The organism is Sphingomonas sp. CV7422 (assembly GCF_027945725.1).
GTDB lineage: Bacteria > Pseudomonadota > Alphaproteobacteria > Sphingomonadales > Sphingomonadaceae > Sphingomonas > Sphingomonas kyungheensis.
Map to the genome: position 1 here is coordinate 28531 of NZ_CP115900.1, position 17850 is coordinate 46380.

19 protein-coding genes are annotated in these 17850 nt (G+C 69.3%); 8 read left to right on the plus strand and 11 right to left on the minus strand.

Annotated elements, in window-relative coordinates; all coding sequences use genetic code 11:
* The first annotated feature begins 41 nt into the window (after nucleotides 1-41).
* Together PBN85_RS00155 and PBN85_RS00160 are read left to right on the plus strand one after the other, a co-directional pair.
* On the plus strand, nucleotides 42-461 hold the full coding sequence (locus PBN85_RS00155) for a hypothetical protein (RefSeq protein ID WP_037536097.1): 420 nt from the start codon (nucleotides 42-44) through the stop codon (nucleotides 459-461).
* A complete protein-coding gene (locus tag PBN85_RS00160) occupies nucleotides 458-661 on the plus strand; it encodes a helix-turn-helix transcriptional regulator (protein ID WP_037536096.1) in 204 nt (67 codons plus the stop codon). Before PBN85_RS00155 ends, PBN85_RS00160 begins: the two co-directional genes overlap by 4 nt.
* Here PBN85_RS00160 and PBN85_RS00165 read toward each other — a convergent pair.
* The 3 genes from PBN85_RS00165 to PBN85_RS00175 all read right to left on the minus strand — a co-directional run bounded on the left by PBN85_RS00165 (nucleotide 651) and on the right by PBN85_RS00175 (nucleotide 3794).
* Nucleotides 651-1409 (minus strand): hypothetical protein, encoded by a 759-nt coding sequence (locus PBN85_RS00165; protein ID WP_271299761.1) that lies wholly within the window; start codon nucleotides 1407-1409, stop codon nucleotides 651-653. The genes PBN85_RS00160 and PBN85_RS00165 overlap by 11 nt on opposite strands.
* Nucleotides 1410-1500: 91 nt before the next feature.
* Nucleotides 1501-2487: an NAD(P)H-dependent flavin oxidoreductase gene (locus PBN85_RS00170; RefSeq protein ID WP_271300804.1), complete on the minus strand. Its 987-nt coding sequence runs from the start codon at nucleotides 2485-2487 to the stop codon at nucleotides 1501-1503.
* A gap of 29 nt (nucleotides 2488-2516) precedes the next feature.
* Nucleotides 2517-3794 (minus strand): aspartate kinase, encoded by a 1278-nt coding sequence (locus PBN85_RS00175; RefSeq protein WP_037536091.1) that lies wholly within the window; start codon nucleotides 3792-3794, stop codon nucleotides 2517-2519.
* A gap of 53 nt (nucleotides 3795-3847) precedes the next feature.
* Here PBN85_RS00175 and ubiG point away from each other — a divergent pair, with 53 nt between their 5' ends.
* From ubiG to PBN85_RS00190, 3 genes are all read left to right on the plus strand, one after another.
* A complete protein-coding gene (gene ubiG / locus PBN85_RS00180) occupies nucleotides 3848-4573 on the plus strand; it encodes a bifunctional 2-polyprenyl-6-hydroxyphenol methylase/3-demethylubiquinol 3-O-methyltransferase UbiG (protein ID WP_081793176.1) in 726 nt (241 codons plus the stop codon).
* A 78-nt stretch (nucleotides 4574-4651) separates the two neighbouring features.
* Nucleotides 4652-6064 (plus strand): ArnT family glycosyltransferase, encoded by a 1413-nt coding sequence (locus PBN85_RS00185; protein WP_271299762.1) that lies wholly within the window; start codon nucleotides 4652-4654, stop codon nucleotides 6062-6064.
* A complete protein-coding gene (locus PBN85_RS00190) occupies nucleotides 6061-6780 on the plus strand; it encodes a polysaccharide deacetylase family protein (RefSeq protein ID WP_271299763.1) in 720 nt (239 codons plus the stop codon). The genes PBN85_RS00185 and PBN85_RS00190 overlap by 4 nt, the downstream gene beginning before the upstream one ends.
* Nucleotides 6781-7153: 373 nt before the next feature.
* Here the strand turns inward: PBN85_RS00190 and PBN85_RS00195 are convergent, their stop codons facing one another.
* The 5 genes from PBN85_RS00195 to PBN85_RS00215 all read right to left on the minus strand — a co-directional run bounded on the left by PBN85_RS00195 (nucleotide 7154) and on the right by PBN85_RS00215 (nucleotide 11613).
* Nucleotides 7154-8338, minus strand: coding sequence for a glycosyltransferase (locus PBN85_RS00195; protein ID WP_271299764.1), 1185 nt, complete (start codon nucleotides 8336-8338; stop codon nucleotides 7154-7156).
* A complete protein-coding gene (locus tag PBN85_RS00200) occupies nucleotides 8338-8865 on the minus strand; it encodes a DUF2141 domain-containing protein (protein WP_271299765.1) in 528 nt (175 codons plus the stop codon). Before PBN85_RS00200 ends, PBN85_RS00195 begins: the two co-directional genes overlap by 1 nt.
* Entirely contained in the window at nucleotides 8862-9680 is an 819-nt protein-coding gene (locus tag PBN85_RS00205) for a hypothetical protein (RefSeq protein ID WP_271299766.1), read from the minus strand. The genes PBN85_RS00200 and PBN85_RS00205 overlap by 4 nt, the downstream gene beginning before the upstream one ends.
* Before the next feature lie 338 nt (nucleotides 9681-10018).
* Nucleotides 10019-10672, minus strand: a complete 654-nt coding sequence (locus PBN85_RS00210; protein WP_271299767.1) for a COQ9 family protein — start codon at nucleotides 10670-10672, stop codon at nucleotides 10019-10021.
* A complete protein-coding gene (locus PBN85_RS00215; protein ID WP_051583653.1) occupies nucleotides 10669-11613 on the minus strand; it encodes a DMT family transporter in 945 nt (314 codons plus the stop codon). Before PBN85_RS00215 ends, PBN85_RS00210 begins: the two co-directional genes overlap by 4 nt.
* A 50-nt stretch (nucleotides 11614-11663) precedes the next feature.
* On the opposite strand from PBN85_RS00215, the gene PBN85_RS00220 reads away from it, so the two are divergent.
* Entirely contained in the window at nucleotides 11664-12737 is a 1074-nt protein-coding gene (locus tag PBN85_RS00220) for an alkene reductase (RefSeq protein WP_037536079.1), read from the plus strand.
* A 67-nt stretch (nucleotides 12738-12804) separates the two neighbouring features.
* Here the strand turns inward: PBN85_RS00220 and ctaD are convergent, their stop codons facing one another.
* Both ctaD and coxB read right to left on the minus strand, forming a co-directional pair.
* On the minus strand, nucleotides 12805-14466 hold the full coding sequence (gene ctaD / locus PBN85_RS00225) for a cytochrome c oxidase subunit I (RefSeq protein WP_037536077.1): 1662 nt from the start codon (nucleotides 14464-14466) through the stop codon (nucleotides 12805-12807).
* A 1-nt stretch (nucleotide 14467) separates the two neighbouring features.
* Complete coding sequence (gene coxB / locus PBN85_RS00230) at nucleotides 14468-15610, minus strand: cytochrome c oxidase subunit II (protein WP_037536076.1); 1143 nt, start codon at nucleotides 15608-15610, stop codon at nucleotides 14468-14470.
* A gap of 200 nt (nucleotides 15611-15810) precedes the next feature.
* Between coxB and pyrE the strand changes: the two genes are divergently transcribed.
* Both pyrE and PBN85_RS00240 read left to right on the plus strand, forming a co-directional pair.
* The gene (gene pyrE / locus PBN85_RS00235) at nucleotides 15811-16392 is read left to right on the plus strand and encodes an orotate phosphoribosyltransferase (protein ID WP_037536074.1); all 582 of its coding nucleotides are present in this window, start codon (nucleotides 15811-15813) and stop codon (nucleotides 16390-16392) included.
* Nucleotides 16389-17120, plus strand: coding sequence for a pyridoxine 5'-phosphate synthase (locus PBN85_RS00240; protein WP_037536072.1), 732 nt, complete (start codon nucleotides 16389-16391; stop codon nucleotides 17118-17120). Before pyrE ends, PBN85_RS00240 begins: the two co-directional genes overlap by 4 nt.
* Before the next feature lie 202 nt (nucleotides 17121-17322).
* On the opposite strand, the gene PBN85_RS00245 is transcribed toward PBN85_RS00240, so the two are convergent.
* Complete coding sequence (locus PBN85_RS00245; protein ID WP_271299768.1) at nucleotides 17323-17697, minus strand: c-type cytochrome; 375 nt, start codon at nucleotides 17695-17697, stop codon at nucleotides 17323-17325.
* Nucleotides 17698-17850: the final 153 nt, after the last annotated feature.

Consider the following 17850-nt stretch of genomic DNA (forward strand, 5'->3'; position numbering starts at 1 on the left):
CGCATGGGTTACATGTCACCTGTAGGTTACAGGAGGGCGTGATGGACACGATCGAATTGGCGGAACGCACCAGCCGCGCCTGGGCGCTGATGCTGTACCTGATGGGAGCGATGCTGTTGCTCTCCGAACTCTGCGGCATGATCCTGCTGCGCCGCGACTTCGTCGACGGGTTCTGGCTGGGCGTCGCGCTGGTCTGCGCGCTCACGCTGCTGCCGTGGCGGCGATGGCTGAAGCCGAACAGCGCGCTGAACAAGGTGCTGGAAGACGAAGTGGTGCGCGAACACCGGCGGATGAGCTGCACCGCTGGCTTCTGGGCCAGCCTTGTCGCCGCGCTCGTCACTGCCCCGTTTGCGCATGACGCGATGATCGGCGGCTATGACGTCGCTCGCATCGTCGCCACCGCGGGCCTGTTTGCCGCGATGATCAGCTTCGCCACACTCGAGCTGCGCGCCGCCCGGTGAGCGAGCTGCGCAACAGCCTGAAGGAGGAACGCGAGCGGCTGGGCCTGACCCAGGCGGCGCTCGCCGAGCGCGTCGGGGTCAGCCGCAAGACGATCAACACCGTCGAGAATGGCGTCTTCATCCCCTCGACGTTGCTCGCGCTCAAGCTCGCCGCGGCGTTGCAGCGGCCGGTCGAATCGCTGTTCCGAATCAGTTCGTGACGGTCGCCGCGGTTTCGGCGAACACGCTCGGATCGAGCGTCAGCCGGGGGCGCGGCGGCGGCGCGGCGGCGGGCACCGCCTGGACCGCGAGCACGCGCGGCGCCGGCGCGACCGGGGCGAGCGCCATCCGCGTCTCGGCGGCGCGTTGCGCCCGCCAGGCGTCGTAGGCGGCGTAGAAATCGGTGAACGGCTTTTCGAGCACCGCCAGCCGGCCCGCGGCGAAGGCCGGCAGATCCGCCGGCGCGATCGTCGCACCATCGGCGAGCGTCGCCGCCGCGGCGTTGCAGAAGGCCTCGCGCGCCTGGCTCTGCGAGAAGAAATTGTAGAGCCGCGTCATCTCGTCGTCATAGCGATCCTGCCAGTCGCCGCCGCCCGCTTTGTATTCGGCCGTCAGCCGCGCCTGCGCCGTACCCAACCCGTCCTTCTGCCGCGCGAGCAAGGCGTTATAGCCGGCGATGATCGCCGCCTCGTCCGGCCCGCGGCAGGCGAGCGCCGCGACGTTGAGCGCGGCGCGCAGATGCCACACGGTTCCGTCGGCGGAGAGGTTGCGATTGGGCGTCGCATAACGGCCATCCGCCATCAGCGCCGGGATCTGCATGCCGACATAGGCGCCCCTGGGCATCGCCAGCGGCGCCGGCGTCGGTGTCGCCACGGGCTGCGGCGGCGCCACCGCGACCCGCTTGGGCCGCACCGCACAGCCCGCGAGCAAGGCCAGTCCGATCCCGGTAAGCGCTATGATCTGCCGCATCGCCTCGATTCCTTCCAGCCCCCCGGCCGGTCGGAATGTGCGCCCGCAATGGTTAACGGCTGGTAAGCATCCTTGCCGCGACGGGAAGGAATTATGCCGCGCGCTTGTCCAGTGCGTGCGCCGCCTCGTCGATCAGCGCGGCGATGATCTCGGCGATCGGCTCTTCCTTGGTGACCATGCCGACCGACTGGCCGGCCATCACGCTGCCATGTTCGACGTCGCCGTCGATCACCGCGCGGCGCAAGGCACCCGCCCAATAATGTTCGATCTGCAACTGCGCCTCGGTCATCGCGACGCGACCCTCGTCGAGCGACAGCGCCACCTCGCGCTGCTTGGCGGTGAACAGCTCGCCGCCCGCGTTCTTGAGCGCACGCACCGGGATCACCGGCAGCCGCGGATCGAGCTGGACGCTCGCCACCGCGTCGCGCGCGCTGGCGCGGATGAACGCCTGCTTGAACTTCGGATGCGCGATCGATTCGGTCGCGCAGACGAAGCGCGTGCCGAGCTGCACCCCCGCCGCGCCCATGTCGAGATAGCCCGCGATCGCCTCGCCGCGCCCGATCCCGCCGGCGACGAACACCGGCACCTGGTCGGCGATCTCGGGCAGCATCTCCTGCGCGAGCACGCTGGTCGAGACCGGGCCGATATGGCCGCCCGCCTCCATCCCCTCGATCACCAGCGCGTCGACGCCCGAGCGGATCAGCTTCTTGGCCAGCGCCAGCGTCGGCGCGAAGCAGATCACCTTGGCACCGCCCGCCTTGATCGCCTCGAGCGAGCCCTTGGGCGGCAAACCGCCGGCGAGCACGACATGGCCGACGCCGTGGCGCGCGCACACCGCGATCAGCTCGGTCAGCGCCGGGTGCATGGTGATGAGATTGACGCCGAACGGCTTGTCGGTCAGCGCCTTGGTCCCGGCGATCTCGGCGTCGAGCAGCTCGGGCGTCATCGCGCCGCAGGCGATCACGCCGAAGCCGCCAGCGTTGGACATCGCCGCGACGAGATGGCGCTCGCTCACCCACGACATCGCGCCGGCCATGATCGCCACCTCGCTGCCGAGGAAGGCGGCACCGCGCGCCATGCGGCGGGTCAGCCGCTCCTGTCCGACGCTCACGCCGCGGCGTCCGCGGCGTCGAGGCCGTAGGCGGTGTGCAGCATGCGGACGGCGAGTTCGGTCTCGTCCTCGTGGATCAGCACGCTGACCTTGATCTCGCTGGTCGAGATCGCCTGGATGTTGATGCCGCGCTTGCCGAGCGTGGTGAACATCGTGCTGGCGACGCCCGCATGGCTGCGCATGCCGACGCCGACCACCGAGACCTTGGCGACGCGCGTGTCGTGGACCAGCTCGGCGAAGCCGATCGACTCGCGCGCCTGGTTGAGCGCCTCAAGGCTGCGCGCGAGGTCGGCGGACGGCACGGTGAAGGTGACGTCGGTCGAGCCATGGTTGTGCGCGATATTCTGGATGATCATGTCGACGTTGATGTTCGCCGCGGCGAGCGGTTCGAAGATCGCCGACACCGCACCTGGCTGATCGGGAACGCTGGTCAGCGTGATCTTCGCCTCGTTCTTGTCATGCGCGATACCGGTGATGAGCTGTCGTTCCACGTCGCCATTCTCCTGCTGGCCTGCCTCCTCCTCGCCCACGATCATCGTGCCGGGCAGCGTATCCGCCATCGGTGCATCGGGTCCGGTGAAGGACGAGAGCACCTGGACGCGGACCTGTTCCTTCATCGCCAGGCCGACCGACCGGGTCTGCAGCACCTTGGCGCCGACGCTGGCGAGTTCCAGCATCTCTTCATAGGTCACCTTGTTGAGCTTGCGCGCGCGCGGCACGATGCGCGGATCGGTGGTGTAGACGCCGTCGACGTCGGTGTAGATGTCGCAGCGATCCGCCTTGATCGCCGCCGCTACCGCCACCGCCGACGTGTCCGATCCGCCGCGGCCGAGCGTGGTGACGCGGCCGTCCTCCGCCAGCCCCTGGAAGCCGGGGATCACCGCGACCTCGCCCGCCGCCATGCTCGCGGCGAGCGCGTCGACCGCGATCTCGCCGATCCGCGCCTTGGCATGCGCCGCGTCGGTCTGGATCGGCAATTGCCAGCCGAGCCACGAGCGCGCCGGCACGCCCGCCGCCTGCAGAGCGATCGCGAGCAGGCCGCTGGTGATCTGCTCGCCCGCGGCGACGACGACGTCATATTCGCGCGGATCGTAGAGCGACGAGGCCTCGCGGCAGAAGCCGACCAGCCGGTCGGTCTCGCCCGCCATCGCCGAGACGACCACCGCGACCTGATTGCCGGCATCGACCTCGCGTTTGACGCGCGCCGCCACGCTCCGGATGCGCTCGATCCCGGCCATCGACGTGCCGCCGAACTTCATCACGATCCGTGCCATGCCGCGTCGCCAAACTCCTTGGGGTAAAGGGGCCGCACTGATAGGTAGCGGTCATGATGATGGCAAGCAGCACGATCGATCCGCGCGAGGCGAAGCATTTCGGCGCGATGGCGAAGGACTGGTGGGACCCGAAGGGCTCGTCGGCGATGCTGCACAAGCTCAACCCCGTCCGGCTCGGCTATATTCGCGCGGCGATCGACCGGCATTGGGACGGCGACGACACCAGCTTCACCCCCCTCGCCGGCCGCCGCGCGCTCGATGTCGGCTGCGGCGCCGGGCTGCTCTGCGAACCGCTCGCCCGGCTCGGCGCGGCGGTGACGGGGATCGATGCGGCGGCGGAGAATATCGCCGTCGCCACAGCGCATGCCGCTGAGGCGGGGCTGACGATCGACTATCGCGCGGTCGGGGTCGAGACAATGACCGGGACGTTCGACCTCGTCACCAGCCTCGAGGTGATCGAACATGTCGCCGATCCGGCCGGCTTCGTCCGCGGCCTTGCCGAGACGCTCGCCGACGGCGGCCTGCTGGTGCTGTCGACCCCCAATCGCACGCCGCTGTCGCGCCTCGCGCTGATCACGCTGGCCGAGGGCACCGGCCGCATCCCGCGCGGCACGCACGATTGGGACAAGTTCCTCACCCCCGACGAGCTCACCGATCTGCTCCGCCGCGCCGGCCTGACCGTCACCGACGTGCGCGGCCTCGGCTTTTCGCCCGCGACCGGCTTCACGCTGAGCGATTCAACGCAGCTCGATTATTTCGTCACCGCGAAGCGGGGATAGGGCGGGGACCGGCGCGATCCGCGCCTGCCGCCATTCCCGAATTGGCACGCCGCGCACCCGTCGCTACCGCGGGTCGCCATGTCCCCCCTCGCCAATCCGCGGCTGCGCCTGCCGATCCTCGTCCTCGTCGCGATCGCGGCGCGGGCGCTGACCTTCGGCAACCCGGTCGTCCATGTCGACGAGGAATTCTATTTCGTCACCGCGCAGCGGATGTGGCAGGGCGCGCTGCCCTTCGTCGATATCTGGGACCGCAAGCCGGTCGGGCTGTTCCTGCTCTACGCGCTTCCCGCGAGACTCGGCGTGCCGGCGGGGATCTGGGCCTATCAGCTGCTCGCGCTGGTCAGTGCGATCGCCACCGCCTGGGGCATCGCCAAACTGGCCGAGCGGCTCGGCTTCGCGGCCGGCGCGACCGCGGGCGGCATCGCCTATCTGCTGTGGCTCGACCTGCTCGGCGGTCAGGGCGGTCAGGCGCCGGTCTTCTACAATCTGCTGATGCTCACCGCGGCGGCGCTGGTGCTGCGGCCGCGGCGCGCGACGCACGGCATCGCCGCGATGACTTTGGTCGGCATCGCATTGCAGATCAAATATTCGGTGGTGTTCGAAGGCATCACCTTCGGCCTCTGGCTGCTCGCCGATACGTGGCGTCGCCAGCGCCGGCCGCTGCGCCTGATCGCCTATGCCGCCGCGCTGGTCGCCGCGGCGCTGCTCCCCACCCTGCTCGCGGCCGGTTATTATGCCGCGGTCGGGCAATGGGACGCGTTCGCCTACGCCAATTTCCTGTCGATCCTGCACCGCAACCCCGATCCGCTCACCGATCTCGCGAGCAATCTCGGCCAGCTCGTGCTGATCGTCTCGCCGCCGGTCGCGCTCGCCATCGTCGCGCTGCTGCGCGGCGGCGCGTCGCGGCCGCGGACCTTCGTCGCGCTCTGGCTGGCGGGCGCGATCCTCGGCGTCGCGATCTTCCGGCCGTGGTTCGATCATTATGCGCTGCCGATCCTGCTCCCCGCCTGCGCCGCGGCGGCGGGGATGCTGGGGCGGCCCGAGTGGCAGCGCTGGCGTACCCCGGCGCTGCTGCTCACCGCCGCGTTCGCCGGGCAGATCGTGTTGATCGTCCAGCGTATCGGCCGCGGTGATGGCAAGCAGCTCGACGCGGTCGCGCACGCCATCGGTCGCGGGCCGGGCTGCCTCTACGTCTATTCGGGCAGCGACATGCTCTACAGCGCGACCGGCCGCTGTCTGATGTCGCGCTACCTCGTCCCCTCGCACCTGATCCGCGCGCGCGAGGCGGGCGCGACCGGCGTCGATCAGGACACCGAGATCCGCCGCATCCTCGCCGCGCGGCCGGCGGTGGTGGTGGTCCGCCCCTTCTACAGCGGCGAGCGCCCGGCCGCGCATGCGCTGGTCGCCGCCGCAGTGGCGCGCAATTATCGGCTGACCGCGTCGCTGCCGATGGGCAACGAGATCATCCGCGTCTATCATCGCGCGCGATGAAACGCCTGTTCGCCTCGATCCACGACGTCTCGCCCCGGTTCGAGGGGCAGGTCGACCAGCTGCTCGATCATCTCGCCCCGCATGTCGGGCGGCGGCTGGCGATGCTCGTCGTGCCCGATCACTGGTCGAGCGCGCCGATCACCCCCGCCTATGCGACGCGGCTGCGCGGCTGGGCGGACGAGGGCGTCGAGATGTTCGTCCATGGCTGGACGCATCGCGACGACAGCGCCCACAGCGGCACGGCCGCCGCGCTCAAGGCCAAGCATATGACCGCGGGCGAAGGCGAGTTCCTCGGCCTCAGCCATGCCGAGGCGCTGGCGCGGATGCGGCGCGGCAAGGCGCTGGTCGAGGATATCACCGGCCGCGCCGCGACCGGCTTCATCGCGCCGGCGTGGCTCTATTCGGAGGGCGCGCGCGCGGCGCTCGCCGATGCCGGCTTCGCGCTCGCCGAGGATCATGCGCGCGTCTGGCGACCCGGTGGCGCGGTGGTCGCGCGCGGGCCGGTGATCACCTGGGCGAGCCGCACGCGGATGCGCCAGTTGAGTTCGCTCGCCGCCGCCGGCGCGCTGCGCCACGCGCTCCAGCCGACGCGCAACGTGCGGATCGCGGTCCATCCCGGCGACACGACGGTGCCGGCGCTGCTCACCAGCATCACCGCCACCTTCGCCGCCTTCCGCCGCCATCGCCCCGCGGCTTATGCGGAGCTGCTCGGCTGATCTTTGCGGCGGTTGGCGCAGAGGCACAAAGGACGCGCAGAGGACCCGCCGCGCCAGCGGCTCCCATCATCGCGCGGCAAGAGCTAGTCTGCGAACGCGGTCGCTCGCGAACCCCCTCCGCGCCTCCGCGCCTCCGCATGAACCAGAGTTGATTGCCGCTCGCCCTCGCGTTGCGACCGCATCCGTACAGCGCCACCGGCGGGCAAGCCGAGGTTTCACGCGGAGGCGCGGAGGCGCGGAGAAGATGCGATCGCTGGAACGGCGGCGTGCCTCTCGAATCTGTGATTGGCGGGCCGCGCTTGTCGCGAGCGAAGCCCTCTGCGTCCTCTGCGCCTCTGTGCGCGCCATTCACCGCCCGGCCAGAGGCCGGAATCTAGGCCCGCAACCGCCGCGCATCGCGCGCCGCGATCGCCGCGGCGTAATGCGCGACCAGATCGGCGGCATGTTCCTCGTCGTTGCGCACCCGCGTCGACGCCACCCGCGCGGCGCGGCGGACGAGCGCGCGGTCGCGCGCCAGCATCCGGCCGATCGCGTCGGCGCAACTCTGCACGTCGCGCTGGGCATAGACTTCGGCGAACATCGGCTCGGCGATCTCGGCGGTGCCGCCGCCGTCCGGCACGATCAGCGGCGTGCCGCTCGCCAGCGCCTCGGCGGGGACGAGGCCGAACGTCTCGGTGCCGCAGCCGTGGATGTAGACATCGGCGCTCGCCATGATCGTCGCCAGCCGCCGCCGATCATAGACGGGGCGGAACAGGCGGATATGCGGGCTCGCGCCGATATGCCGTTCGAGCGTCTTGGTATCCATGCCCTGGCCGAGGATCACCAGCCCGACCGGCGCCTGCGTCGCGACGCGATGCACCGCGTCGATCACCGTCGGCCAGCGCTTCTCGGGATGATGGCGGCCGACGCCGAGCAGCAGCGTCGCCTCGGGCGGCAGCCCGCATTGCCGCAGCAGTGCGGCGCGCAGCGTCTCGTCGCGCAGGTCGGGCGAGAAATGCGCCTGTTCGATGCCGAGCGGCATCGTCGCATCGACGCGGATGCCGCGTGCGGCGAGCTGCCGGGTCAGCGCCGGCCCGTTGGTCACCACCGTGTCGTAGCGGGCGAGGCAATGGTTGAGATAGCGATCGTACCAGGCGAAGGCACGCTCGATCCGCGGCTCGGAGGCGAGCGGCTTGAACCAGCGTTTCGGATAGGCCTCGAGATTGTCGTTGTGCATGAAATAGGAGCGCAGCGCCCGCCCCTGCCATTGCGCGACGATCCACGAGGATTTCCACGGCGAGCAATTCTCGACCACGTCGGGATCGAGCGCGTCGAGCCGCTGGTGGATCGGCGCGGCGTCCCAGAACAGCCCGTAATTGGCGTCGAACGGCATGCCCGGCGCCTTAATGTAATGGATCGCGCCGCCGCCGGGCCGTTCCTCGATCCGATCCTCGCGCCCCGGCGCGAGCACGATCAGCTCATGCCCCATGCCCGCCAGCACCTCGATCTTGCGATCGATATAGGTGCGCACCCCGCCGCCGGTCGGCGAGTAGATCTCGTTGACGTCGACGATCCGCATCAATCGTCCTTGGTCGGGGAGAAGCCGCCGAGGCCGTGCAGATATTGCATCCGGATCGTCCGGGTGACCGTACCCTCGCCGACGTCGACCAGCGCGCGCTCGACCTTGGGGCGGGACATGCCGATCTTGCCGGTACCGGGGAAGCCGGCGCCGTCGGCGAAGAAGTTGAACTTGTTCTTGTTATCCCGATCGTGCGTGACCAGCAGCGCATAGCGGCCGGGGCGCGGCACGCGGATGCACACCTGGATGCTGCCGGACTGCGGAATCGTCGTCCACACCCGGCGGAAGGTCTTGCCCGCCGCGATCAGCACCGAATCGTCAGCGAGGAAGTCGGTCTCGTTCGCCGGATAGAGTTCGAGCTTGATCCGCCCCTTTCGATCCTTGAGCCCGGCGATCTGCGCGAGGATCGCCGGCCCGCCGCCGAGCGAACAGGCCGCGGCATCGCTGCCCAGGATCTGTGCCTGCGCCGGCATCGCCGCCGCCATCGCCGCCACGGCGAGCGCCGCCCGGATCATTCGCGTGATCATGCCGGCTTCCGCGTCGCAAGATGGTGGATGCCGAAGCCGACGATGAGCAGCGCATGCACCAGCAGCACCGCCGCCGCGGTGAAGGCGATCAGCTCGGACAGCGCCTTGTCCTGGCCGATCATCAGAATCGCGAAATTGGCGAACAGCAGGTCCTTGTTGGGCAACAGCGGCAGGCGCGAGAACAGCATCCGCCCCGCCGACAGGAACAGCCAGGTGCCGATCGCCACGCTCGGCATCGCCAGCGCCCAGGCGAGCGCAAGGAAGAACCCGCCGAGGATCAGCCGCAGGCAGTGGATGCCGAAGATCGCCCACAGCTCGCCGCGCGACAGCGAGAACACCTTGCGCGAGAAGATCAGGAACGGCAGCGACGTGCCGAAGATCACCACCAGCGATCCGTAGACGTAGCGCATCATCTCGGGCGGGATGAGGTTGCGCCCGACCGGTAGCGCCACCGCGATCATCGCCAGCGTCACCGCATTGCCGGCGATCGCCGACAGGATCGACACGTCCTTGACCGCGCCGAACGGCGCCGCGACGGCCTGCGCCCGGCTGCGCGCCCAGGCGTAGAAATAGGCCTCGCCCGAATAGCCCATGACGACGTCGTTCGCGATCCGCTTCTTGATCAAGGCGACCAGCCCGCCGAGCGGGATGCGCCACAGGCGGCGGAAGATCCAGTAATCGGCCAGCGGCGGCACGAAATACAGCGCAGCAAAAGCCACGTAGAACAACGGGTTGCGCGGCGTCACACGGTTCAGCCCGGCGAGCCCCGAGCCGAGCAGCTCGTGCGCCAGTCCGGCGAGCATCGCCAGAGTCACCAACCCGCCGATGATCGCAGGCCACCGGCTTTTGATGGTTTTCAAGGGTTGAAGTCCCGCGATGTCGGGGGAGGGCGGCACGATCTCGACGAGACTGCGGCCGGCGGTGTGATCGATCTGCACCCGTTGATCCGAACGATGACGATGGGATCATTTAGCGTTAGTGCGCCAATGTTGCACATGAATTTCGCTTCACTGTCCCGTCACTCTGGCCGGCGGCGGCCATGACCGGGCCGGAGCACGTGACGGACCGGAGCGGATCCGCTTCGATGAGGCGTTGATGGCGATCGAACAGGGTCGTGCCGACCGCCGATGCGCCGGACGCCGGCGCGCCCGCGCTAGAGCGCCGGGTAGCGCAACCGCCCGACGAAGCGCGACAGGCTCGGCCGATGCTCATAGCGCTTGCCGAACGCCGCCTTGGCCTTTTCGAAGCGCATGATCCCGTCGATCCGGCGGGCGAGGAAGGCGCGCGTCTCGGCATAGCCTTCGCTCTCGTCGTCGAGGAAGACGGTGATCGTCGCGGCATAGACGCCGAGCAGGATCGTGCGCTTGGTGTAATGATTATAGTCGGTCGCGGTATCGCCGGCCAACCGCCACATCAGGTCGACGCTGCGCCAGCCGAGCCGCGCCGCCTGCGCCACGTTCTGCGGCAGCGCGAGGATCGCGCGCGCCCGGCGCAGCGATTCGCGATCGGGCGCGACGATCGCGAGCCGCGCCTCGACCAGAGCGGAGATGCGCGCGCGAATCTTCATCGCCGCGAGCGTTTCGGGCGGCAGCCGTTCCGCCATCCGCCGGTCGATCGCCGCGAACCAGGCATCGATCATCGCCACCGCGCCGTTGGCGAAGGCGAGCCGCGCGACGTCGCGATCGATCCCCGCCGCCTCCGCCGCCATGTCGCGCGCGGCGTCGCCCCAGCCGTCGAACGCGGCATTGGCGGCGATGCCCTCGGCGAGCGCGTCGCGGATCTCATCGAGCGTCAGGTCCTGCGTCATGCCTCTACCTCCTGCTGCGCCTCCTGCGCCGCCGCGCGCGCCGGTGCAACCTCCGCGCGCCGCACCAGCACCAGCGCGAGCGCCACCAACGCGACGCCCAGCCAATCCGGTCCCTGCAACCGCTCGCCATAGACGATCCAGCCGACCGCGCCGGCGACCACCGGCTGGATCAGCAAGGCGATGCCGATCACCAGCGGCGACAGCCGGCCGAGCGCATAGATCATGCACCCCTGACCGATCACCTGGCTGACCAGGGCCAGACCGAGCAGCGGCGTCCATTGCTGCGGCAGGATCGCCTCTCCCAACAGCCCGGCGAACAGCAGCAGCGGCAGCGCCGTCGCGGCGCTGGCCAGCGCCAGCGTCGGCAGCGGGCGCAACGCGCGGCGGACGCGCGCCATCATCACGATATAGACGGTGTAGAGGATGCCGGCGAGGATGCAGAGCAGGTCGCCCGCGAGATTGCGCGAATCGAGCTGGTACGATCGTCCCATCAGCAGCGCCGCGCCGAGCGCCGCAAGCAGCAGCGCGATCCCCTGCGTCCGCGTCGGCCAGATCCGCGCGACGAGGAATCCGTAGAGCGGATAGATCAGGATCGCCGAATTGCCGAACAGCGTCGCATTGGCCATCGTCGTGCGGACGATGCCGAGGTGCCAGCTGGCGAGATCGGCGGCGAAGGCGATGCCGCCGGCGACGATCAACACCCAGAGCAGCGGCCCGATCCGCCCCGGCCGCGCGCCGCCGCCGAGCGCGAGCGCGGCGAGGATCGGCACCGCGAGCGTGATCCGCCAGAAACCGGCCGCGACCGGGCCGACATCGGCAAGCCGCACGAACCACGGGCCGAAGGCGAGCGCGACATTGGCGACGACCAGCGCGACGAAGGCGGTTCCCTGATCCTGCGTTGGCGGCACGACAGATTTTCTTGGCGACGGCGGCCGATGCATGCCGCGCTGTAGCGCCCTATCTTGAGCGCGTCAGGTCCTTTGGAGCATCTATGCCAAGTCTCTTCGATCCCATCCAACTCGGCGATATCCCCGCCGCCAATCGCATCCTGATGGCGCCGCTGACCCGCGGCCGCGCCACCGACGATCACGTACCGACCGATCTGATGATCGACTATTACCGCCAGCGTGCCGGCGCCGGGCTGATCATCAGCGAGGGCACCGGCGTCAGCCGCCAGGGGCTCGGCTGGCCCAATGCGCCGGGGCTGTGGACCGAACCGCAGGTCGAGGCGTGGAAGCCGGTGACCGACGCGGTCCATGCCGCGGGCGGGCGGATCGTCGCGCAGATCTGGCATATGGGCCGGCTGTCGCGGCCGGAGGTGATCGGCATGACGCCGCTGTCCTCGTCGGCGACGCGCGCGCCCTATCACAAGGAGGACAATCCCTATGTCGAGGCGCAGGCGGCAACGCTCGACGATATCGCCCGCGCGCAGGACGATTATGCGACCGCGGCGCGCAACGCGATCCGCGCCGGCTTCGACGGCGTGCAGATCCACGGCGCCAATGGCTATCTGATCGACCAGTTCCTGCGCGACAACACCAACCTGCGCGACGACGACTATGGCGGCAGCCCGGAAAACCGCATCCGCTTCATGCGCGAGACGGTGGCGCGCGTCGCCGATGCGATCGGCGCGGGGCGGACGGCGATCCGCCTGTCGCCCAATGGCGAGACGCAGGGCGCCGACGACAGCGATCCGGCGAGCGTCTTCGTGCCCGCCGCGGCGGCGCTCGACGCGCTCGGCATCGCCTTCCTTGAGCTGCGCGAACAGGCGCCCGACGGCACCTTCGGCCGGACCGACGTGCCCAAGCTCAGCCCGCAGATCCGCGAGGTGTTCAAGCGGCCGCTGATCCTCAACCAGGATTATTCGGCCGAGGCGGCGGCGGCGGATGTCGAATCGGGCCGCGCCGACGGCATCGCCTTCGGCCGCAAGTTCATCGCCAATCCCGATCTGGTCGAACGGCTGCGCCAGGGCGCGCCGCTCGCCGAGGACAATCCGGCGACCTGGTACACGAAGGGGCCGCAGGGCTATACCGACTATCCGGCGCTGGAGACGGCGGCGGCCTGAGCCCGACGATCCCGTCGGACGGCAGGGTCCAGCAAAAAGCCCCGGGGGAGACCCCGGGGCTTTTTCGTTAGTCGATCTTCGGCAGCGTTTCGAACTGGTGATAGGGCGGCGGCGAGGACAGCGTCCATTCCAGCGTCGTCGCGCCCTCGCCCCACGGATTGTCGGGCGCCTTGGGGCCCGCGATCAGCGAGTAGATGACGTTGACGAAGAAGATCACCATGCCCGCGGCCATGATCTCATAGCCGTGGCTCGCCAGCGCGTTCCAATGTGCGTAGGCGTCCGGATAGTCCGGATAGCGCCGCGGCATGCCCTGCAGGCCGAGGAAGTGCATCGGGAAGAACAGCAGGTTCACGCCGACGAAGAACACCCAGAAGTGCAGCTGGCCGAGCAGCTCGTTATACATCTTCCCGAACATCTTCGGGAACCAGTAATAGAAGCCGGCGAACAGGCCGAACACCGCGCCGAGGCTGAGCACGTAGTGGAAGTGCGCGACGACGTAATAGGTGTCCTGCATGTAATCGTCGATGCCGCCGTTGGCGAGCACCACGCCGGTGACGCCGCCGACCGTGAACATGAAGATGAAGCCGATCGCCCAGACCATCGGCGTCTTGAACGACAGCGATCCGCCCCACATCGTCGCGATCCAGCTGAAGATCTTGATGCCGGTCGGCACGGCGATGACCATCGTCGCGGCGGTGAAGTACATCTTCACGTTCACCGACAGGCCGGTGACGAACATATGGTGCGCCCAGACGACGAAGCCGACCACGCCGATCGCGACCATGGCATAGGCCATGCCGAGATAGCCGAAGACGGGCTTGCGGCTGAACGTCGCGATGATCTGGCTGACGATGCCGAAGCCCGGCAGGATCATGATGTACACTTCGGGGTGACCGAAGAACCAGAACAGATGCTGGTAGAGGATCGGATCGCCGCCGCCGGCCGGATCGAAGAAGGTCGTGCCGAAGTTGCGGTCGGTGAGCAGCATGGTGATCGCCGCGGCGAGCACCGGCAGCGCGAGCAGCAGCAGGAAGGCGGTGACCAGCACCGACCAGACGAACAGCGGCATCTTGTGCAGCGTCATGCCCGGCGCGCGCATGTTGAAGATGGTGGTGATGAAGTTGATCGCGCCGAGGATCGACGAGGCACCCGCGAGGTGGAGCGCGAGGATCGCCATGTCGACGCTCGGCCCCGGCTCGCCATAGGTCGACAGCGGCGCGTAGACCGTCCAGCCGGTGCCGGCGCCGCCGAAGAAGGGCGAGGCGAGCAGCAGCGTGAATGCCGGGATGAGCAGCCAGAAGCTGACGTTGTTCATCCGCGGGAAGGCCATGTCGGGCGCGCCGATCATGATCGGCACGAACCAGTTGCCGAAGCCGCCGATCATCGCCGGCATGACCATGAAGAAGACCATGATCAGGCCGTGCGCGGTGATCAGCACGTTCCACAGGTGGAGCGCATGGTCGAGCCCGCCGTCGCCGCCGGGCAGCCAGTTCGCCCAGCCGACCAGATACTGGATGCCCGGCTGCGCGAGCTCGGCGCGCATCAGGCCCGAGATCGCGCCGCCGATGATCCCCGCGATGATCGCGAAGATCAGGTACAGCGTCCCGATGTCCTTGTGGTTGGTCGACATGAACCAGCGCGCGAAGAAGCCCGGTTTATGGTCCGCATCGCTATGGGCATGATCGTCGTGCGCGACGAAGGCATGGGGGTGGAGGGCGGTATCGGTCATCTTACTGTCCCGCGTTGCCGGTGGCCGGATTGCCGGTTGCACCCTGCGAAGAGGAAGGAGCGGCGGTCGTCACATTCTCGACCGGGCCGGTGGCGGCGTCGGCGGCATTGCCCTCCGCCTGCTTGGCGGCGGAGCCTTCGGCGCCCGGCTGCGGGATCACCTTGTCGGACGGCTTGCCCGGCGTCGGCATCGTGCCGCCCTTGGCGCGCACCCAGGCGGCAAATTGCGCCGGCGGCACCGCTTCCACCGCGATCGGCATGAAGGCGTGGCGCGCGCCGCACAATTCGGAACACTGGCCGAAGTAGAGGCCCGGCTTCTCGATCGTGAAGCTCGTCTCGTTGAGCCGGCCCGGCACCGCGTCGAGCTTGATCCAGAAAGCGGGCATCGCCCAGCTGTGGATCACGTCCTGCGAGGTGGTGATCAACCGGATCGGCACGCCGACCGGCAGCACGACGCGATTGTCGGCGGCGAGCAGGCGCGGGCCGTCGGCATCGGTGCGGAACCGCTCGCCCTTGGCGACCTGATCCTTTTCCTTGAGCATGTTGGCGGTGATCTCGAACCCGCCGTTATCGGGATATTGATAGGACCAATACCATTGGTTGCCGATCGCCTTCAGCGTCACCGCGCCCGCCGGGGCGGGCTTGAACTGCGCCTGGAGCAGTCCGATCGACGGCACCGCGATCAGCACCAGGATGAGCACCGGCGCCAGCGTCCAGATGATCTCGATCGCGGTATTGTGGCTGGTCTTCGACGGCACCGGATTGGCCGCCCGGCGGAAGCGGAAGACGACCCAGAGCAGCAGCAGCAGCACCAGCACGCAGATCGCGACGATCAGCGGCACCAGGATCGAATCGTGGAACCAGTGGGCGAACCGGCCATTGTTGGTCACCTGCGGCTGCAGGCCGTAGCGGCCGGCGACGGGATGGCCGATGCCGGCCTCCGCGGTCATCGCCGGCGCACCGTCCATCGCCAGCAACGGCGAGGTCGGTGCGGCCGGCGCGGTGGCACTGGCGGTGGTCGGCGCGATGTTGGATACGCCGGCCGGCGCGGCGGCGCCCTGCGGCGTGGGAGCGGCGGCGATCGGCGCGGCCGCGGCGAGCGCCAGCCCGGCAGCCAGTGCGATCCCATGTAAGCGTCTGCGCATGTGTGTCGTCACCCCGTCCAGATCCCCTCGCCGCCCGGCCAGAGGGCCGATGTCAGGCGTAAGGTACGCCCCTTTTGCCACGACCTATACGCGGGGGGTGGCCCGGCCTCAAGCGCCCATCTTTATCGTCCCCGCCCGCTTGGCGGCGGCGCGGCGACTTTCTATGAGCGGCGGCATCCGATCACATCCCGGGACCGCCGATGACCGACGACGACGTGCTGGCCGAATTCCGCGCCGCCGATGCGCTGCTCGAGGGGCATTTCATTCTCTCGTCGGGACGGCACAGCTCGCGCTACCTGCAATGCGCGCGCGTGCTGATGGACCCGCGCCGCGGCGCGCGGCTTGCCGAGGCGCTCGCGGCGCGCATTCCCGACTCGATCCGCACACGGATTGCGGCGGTGGTGTCGCCGGCGATGGGCGGGGTGATCGCCGGCCATGAGATGGCGCGCGCGCTCGGCGTTGAGGCGATGTTCGTCGAACGTCCGACCGGCACGTTCGAGCTGCGCCGCGGCTTCCGCCTCGCCGCAGGACAGGAGGTGCTGATGATGGAGGACGTCGTCACCACCGGCCTCTCCTCGCGCGAGGCGATCGGCGCGATCGAGGCGGCGGGCGGCACGGTGATCGCCGGCGCGGCGCTGGTCGACCGGTCGAACGGCAGCGTCGATCTCGGCGTGCCGTTCTTTCCGCTGATCCGGCTCGACGTCCCGACCTATGCCGCCGACGCGCTGCCGCCAGAGCTCGCCGCCGTCCCGGCGAGCAAGCCGGGGAGCCGCGCGGCGTGAGCGCGCCGCTGCGCCTCGGCGTCAACATCGATCACGTCGCGACGGTGCGCAACGCGCGCGGCGCGGGCTATCCCGATCCGGTGCGTGCCGGGCTGCTCGCCGCCGAGGCGGGGGCGGACGGCATCACCGCGCATCTGCGCGAGGATCGCCGCCACATCACCGACGACGATATCGCGCGGCTGTCGGCGGCGCTGACCATCCCGCTCAACTTCGAAATGGCGGCGACCGACGAGATGCTGCAGATCGCGCTGCGCCATCGCCCGCATGCCGCCTGCATCGTCCCGGAAAAGCGCGAGGAGCTGACCACCGAGGGCGGGCTCGACGCGGCAGGCCAGCACAACCGGCTCGCGCCGCTGGTCGGCGAACTCGGCGCGGCGCGAATCCGCGTCTCGCTGTTCATCGAACCCGATCCGCGCCAGATCGAGGCGGCGATCCGGCTCGGCGCGCCGGTGGTCGAACTCCACACCGGCCGCTACGCCGAACTCGATGGCGAGGCGCGCACCGCCGAGCTGCGCCGGCTGTCCGACGCCGCGGCACTGGCGGCGAAGAACGGCATCGAGGTCCATGCCGGCCACGGCCTCACCTTCGACAATGTCGGGCCGATCGCCGCCATCCCGCAGGTGCGCGAGCTCAACATCGGCCACTTCCTCGTCGGCGAGGCCCTGTTCGTCGGCCTCGACGCGGCGGTCCGGCGGATGCGCGAGGAGATGGACGCGGCGCGAGGGTGACGACGGACTGACGTTTAGCGCTGCTCGGTATCCCCCCGTAACCGCACCGGGCAAAGTCCTCGCCCTTCCTCCGCGTGTTCGATCGTCTTGCGGAGATGCACCAGCAGAGGCGAGGCGTAGCGTGCGGGCACGAAGAGGGTTCACGCGGAGGCGCGGAGGCGAGGAGGAAGAAGCCGGGCCGCGTTGCCGGAAAGGCTGCGCATCACCGGTGCTGGCGGAGGTAGCCCCTGATATAGGCGTCGACGGCGCGCAGGTCGTCGGCGGTCCAGCGATGCGGCGGGATGTGGACGTTGTTCTCCCGCAGCACCCGCGGGATCAGGTCGCCATTCGGGCGCAGCACGACCGAGGCGACGATGACGCCGGGATAGGTGGCCAGCCGCCGCCGGAAGGGCAGCGCGGTCAGGTCGATGGTCGGCGGGTTGCTCTTGTGAGCGAGCGGGCCGGTGCCGCGCAGGTCGGCACCGTGGCAGATGGCGCAACGCTGTTCGTACAGCTGCCGCCCGACATCGCCCGTCCCGGCCAGCACCGGCGTCGGCATCAGCAGCGCGATACAGGCCGACAGCCACCCCGCCCGCATCCTTGAGCCCTCCTCTGCCGCGATCCTTCACCCTTATAGCGGCAAGCGGCGGCGAGTAACGCGGATGCGCTGCTTTCCCTGCCGACCCCCGCCGCGTAAGAGAGCAACATGATGCGCGCACCGTTCCGCCCGGCCCCATCGTCCCGCCGCTCG

What these genes read in the sequence shown, in the direction of transcription:
- PBN85_RS00165 (WP_271299761.1), bottom strand. Translation starts at nt 1,409, where the DNA reads ATGCGGCAGATCATAGCGCTTACCGGGATCGGACTGGCCTTGCTCGCG.
- PBN85_RS00190 (WP_271299763.1), top strand. Translation starts at nt 6,061, where the DNA reads ATGAAACGCCTGTTCGCCTCGATCCACGACGTCTCGCCCCGGTTCGAG.
- PBN85_RS00185 (WP_271299762.1), top strand. Translation starts at nt 4,652, where the DNA reads ATGTCCCCCCTCGCCAATCCGCGGCTGCGCCTGCCGATCCTCGTCCTC.
- PBN85_RS00155 (WP_037536097.1), top strand. Translation starts at nt 42, where the DNA reads ATGGACACGATCGAATTGGCGGAACGCACCAGCCGCGCCTGGGCGCTG.
- PBN85_RS00215 (WP_051583653.1), bottom strand. Translation starts at nt 11,613, where the DNA reads ATGCATCGGCCGCCGTCGCCAAGAAAATCTGTCGTGCCGCCAACGCAG.
- ctaD (WP_037536077.1), bottom strand. Translation starts at nt 14,466, where the DNA reads ATGACCGATACCGCCCTCCACCCCCATGCCTTCGTCGCGCACGACGAT.
- PBN85_RS00170 (WP_271300804.1), bottom strand. Translation starts at nt 2,487, where the DNA reads ATGGCGCGCGGTGCCGCCTTCCTCGGCAGCGAGGTGGCGATCATGGCC.
- PBN85_RS00195 (WP_271299764.1), bottom strand. Translation starts at nt 8,338, where the DNA reads ATGCGGATCGTCGACGTCAACGAGATCTACTCGCCGACCGGCGGCGGG.
- ubiG (WP_081793176.1), top strand. Translation starts at nt 3,848, where the DNA reads ATGATGATGGCAAGCAGCACGATCGATCCGCGCGAGGCGAAGCATTTC.
- PBN85_RS00245 (WP_271299768.1), bottom strand. Translation starts at nt 17,697, where the DNA reads ATGCGGGCGGGGTGGCTGTCGGCCTGTATCGCGCTGCTGATGCCGACG.
- pyrE (WP_037536074.1), top strand. Translation starts at nt 15,811, where the DNA reads ATGACCGACGACGACGTGCTGGCCGAATTCCGCGCCGCCGATGCGCTG.
- PBN85_RS00210 (WP_271299767.1), bottom strand. Translation starts at nt 10,672, where the DNA reads ATGACGCAGGACCTGACGCTCGATGAGATCCGCGACGCGCTCGCCGAG.
- PBN85_RS00220 (WP_037536079.1), top strand. Translation starts at nt 11,664, where the DNA reads ATGCCAAGTCTCTTCGATCCCATCCAACTCGGCGATATCCCCGCCGCC.
- coxB (WP_037536076.1), bottom strand. Translation starts at nt 15,610, where the DNA reads ATGCGCAGACGCTTACATGGGATCGCACTGGCTGCCGGGCTGGCGCTC.
- PBN85_RS00175 (WP_037536091.1), bottom strand. Translation starts at nt 3,794, where the DNA reads ATGGCACGGATCGTGATGAAGTTCGGCGGCACGTCGATGGCCGGGATC.
- PBN85_RS00200 (WP_271299765.1), bottom strand. Translation starts at nt 8,865, where the DNA reads ATGATCACGCGAATGATCCGGGCGGCGCTCGCCGTGGCGGCGATGGCG.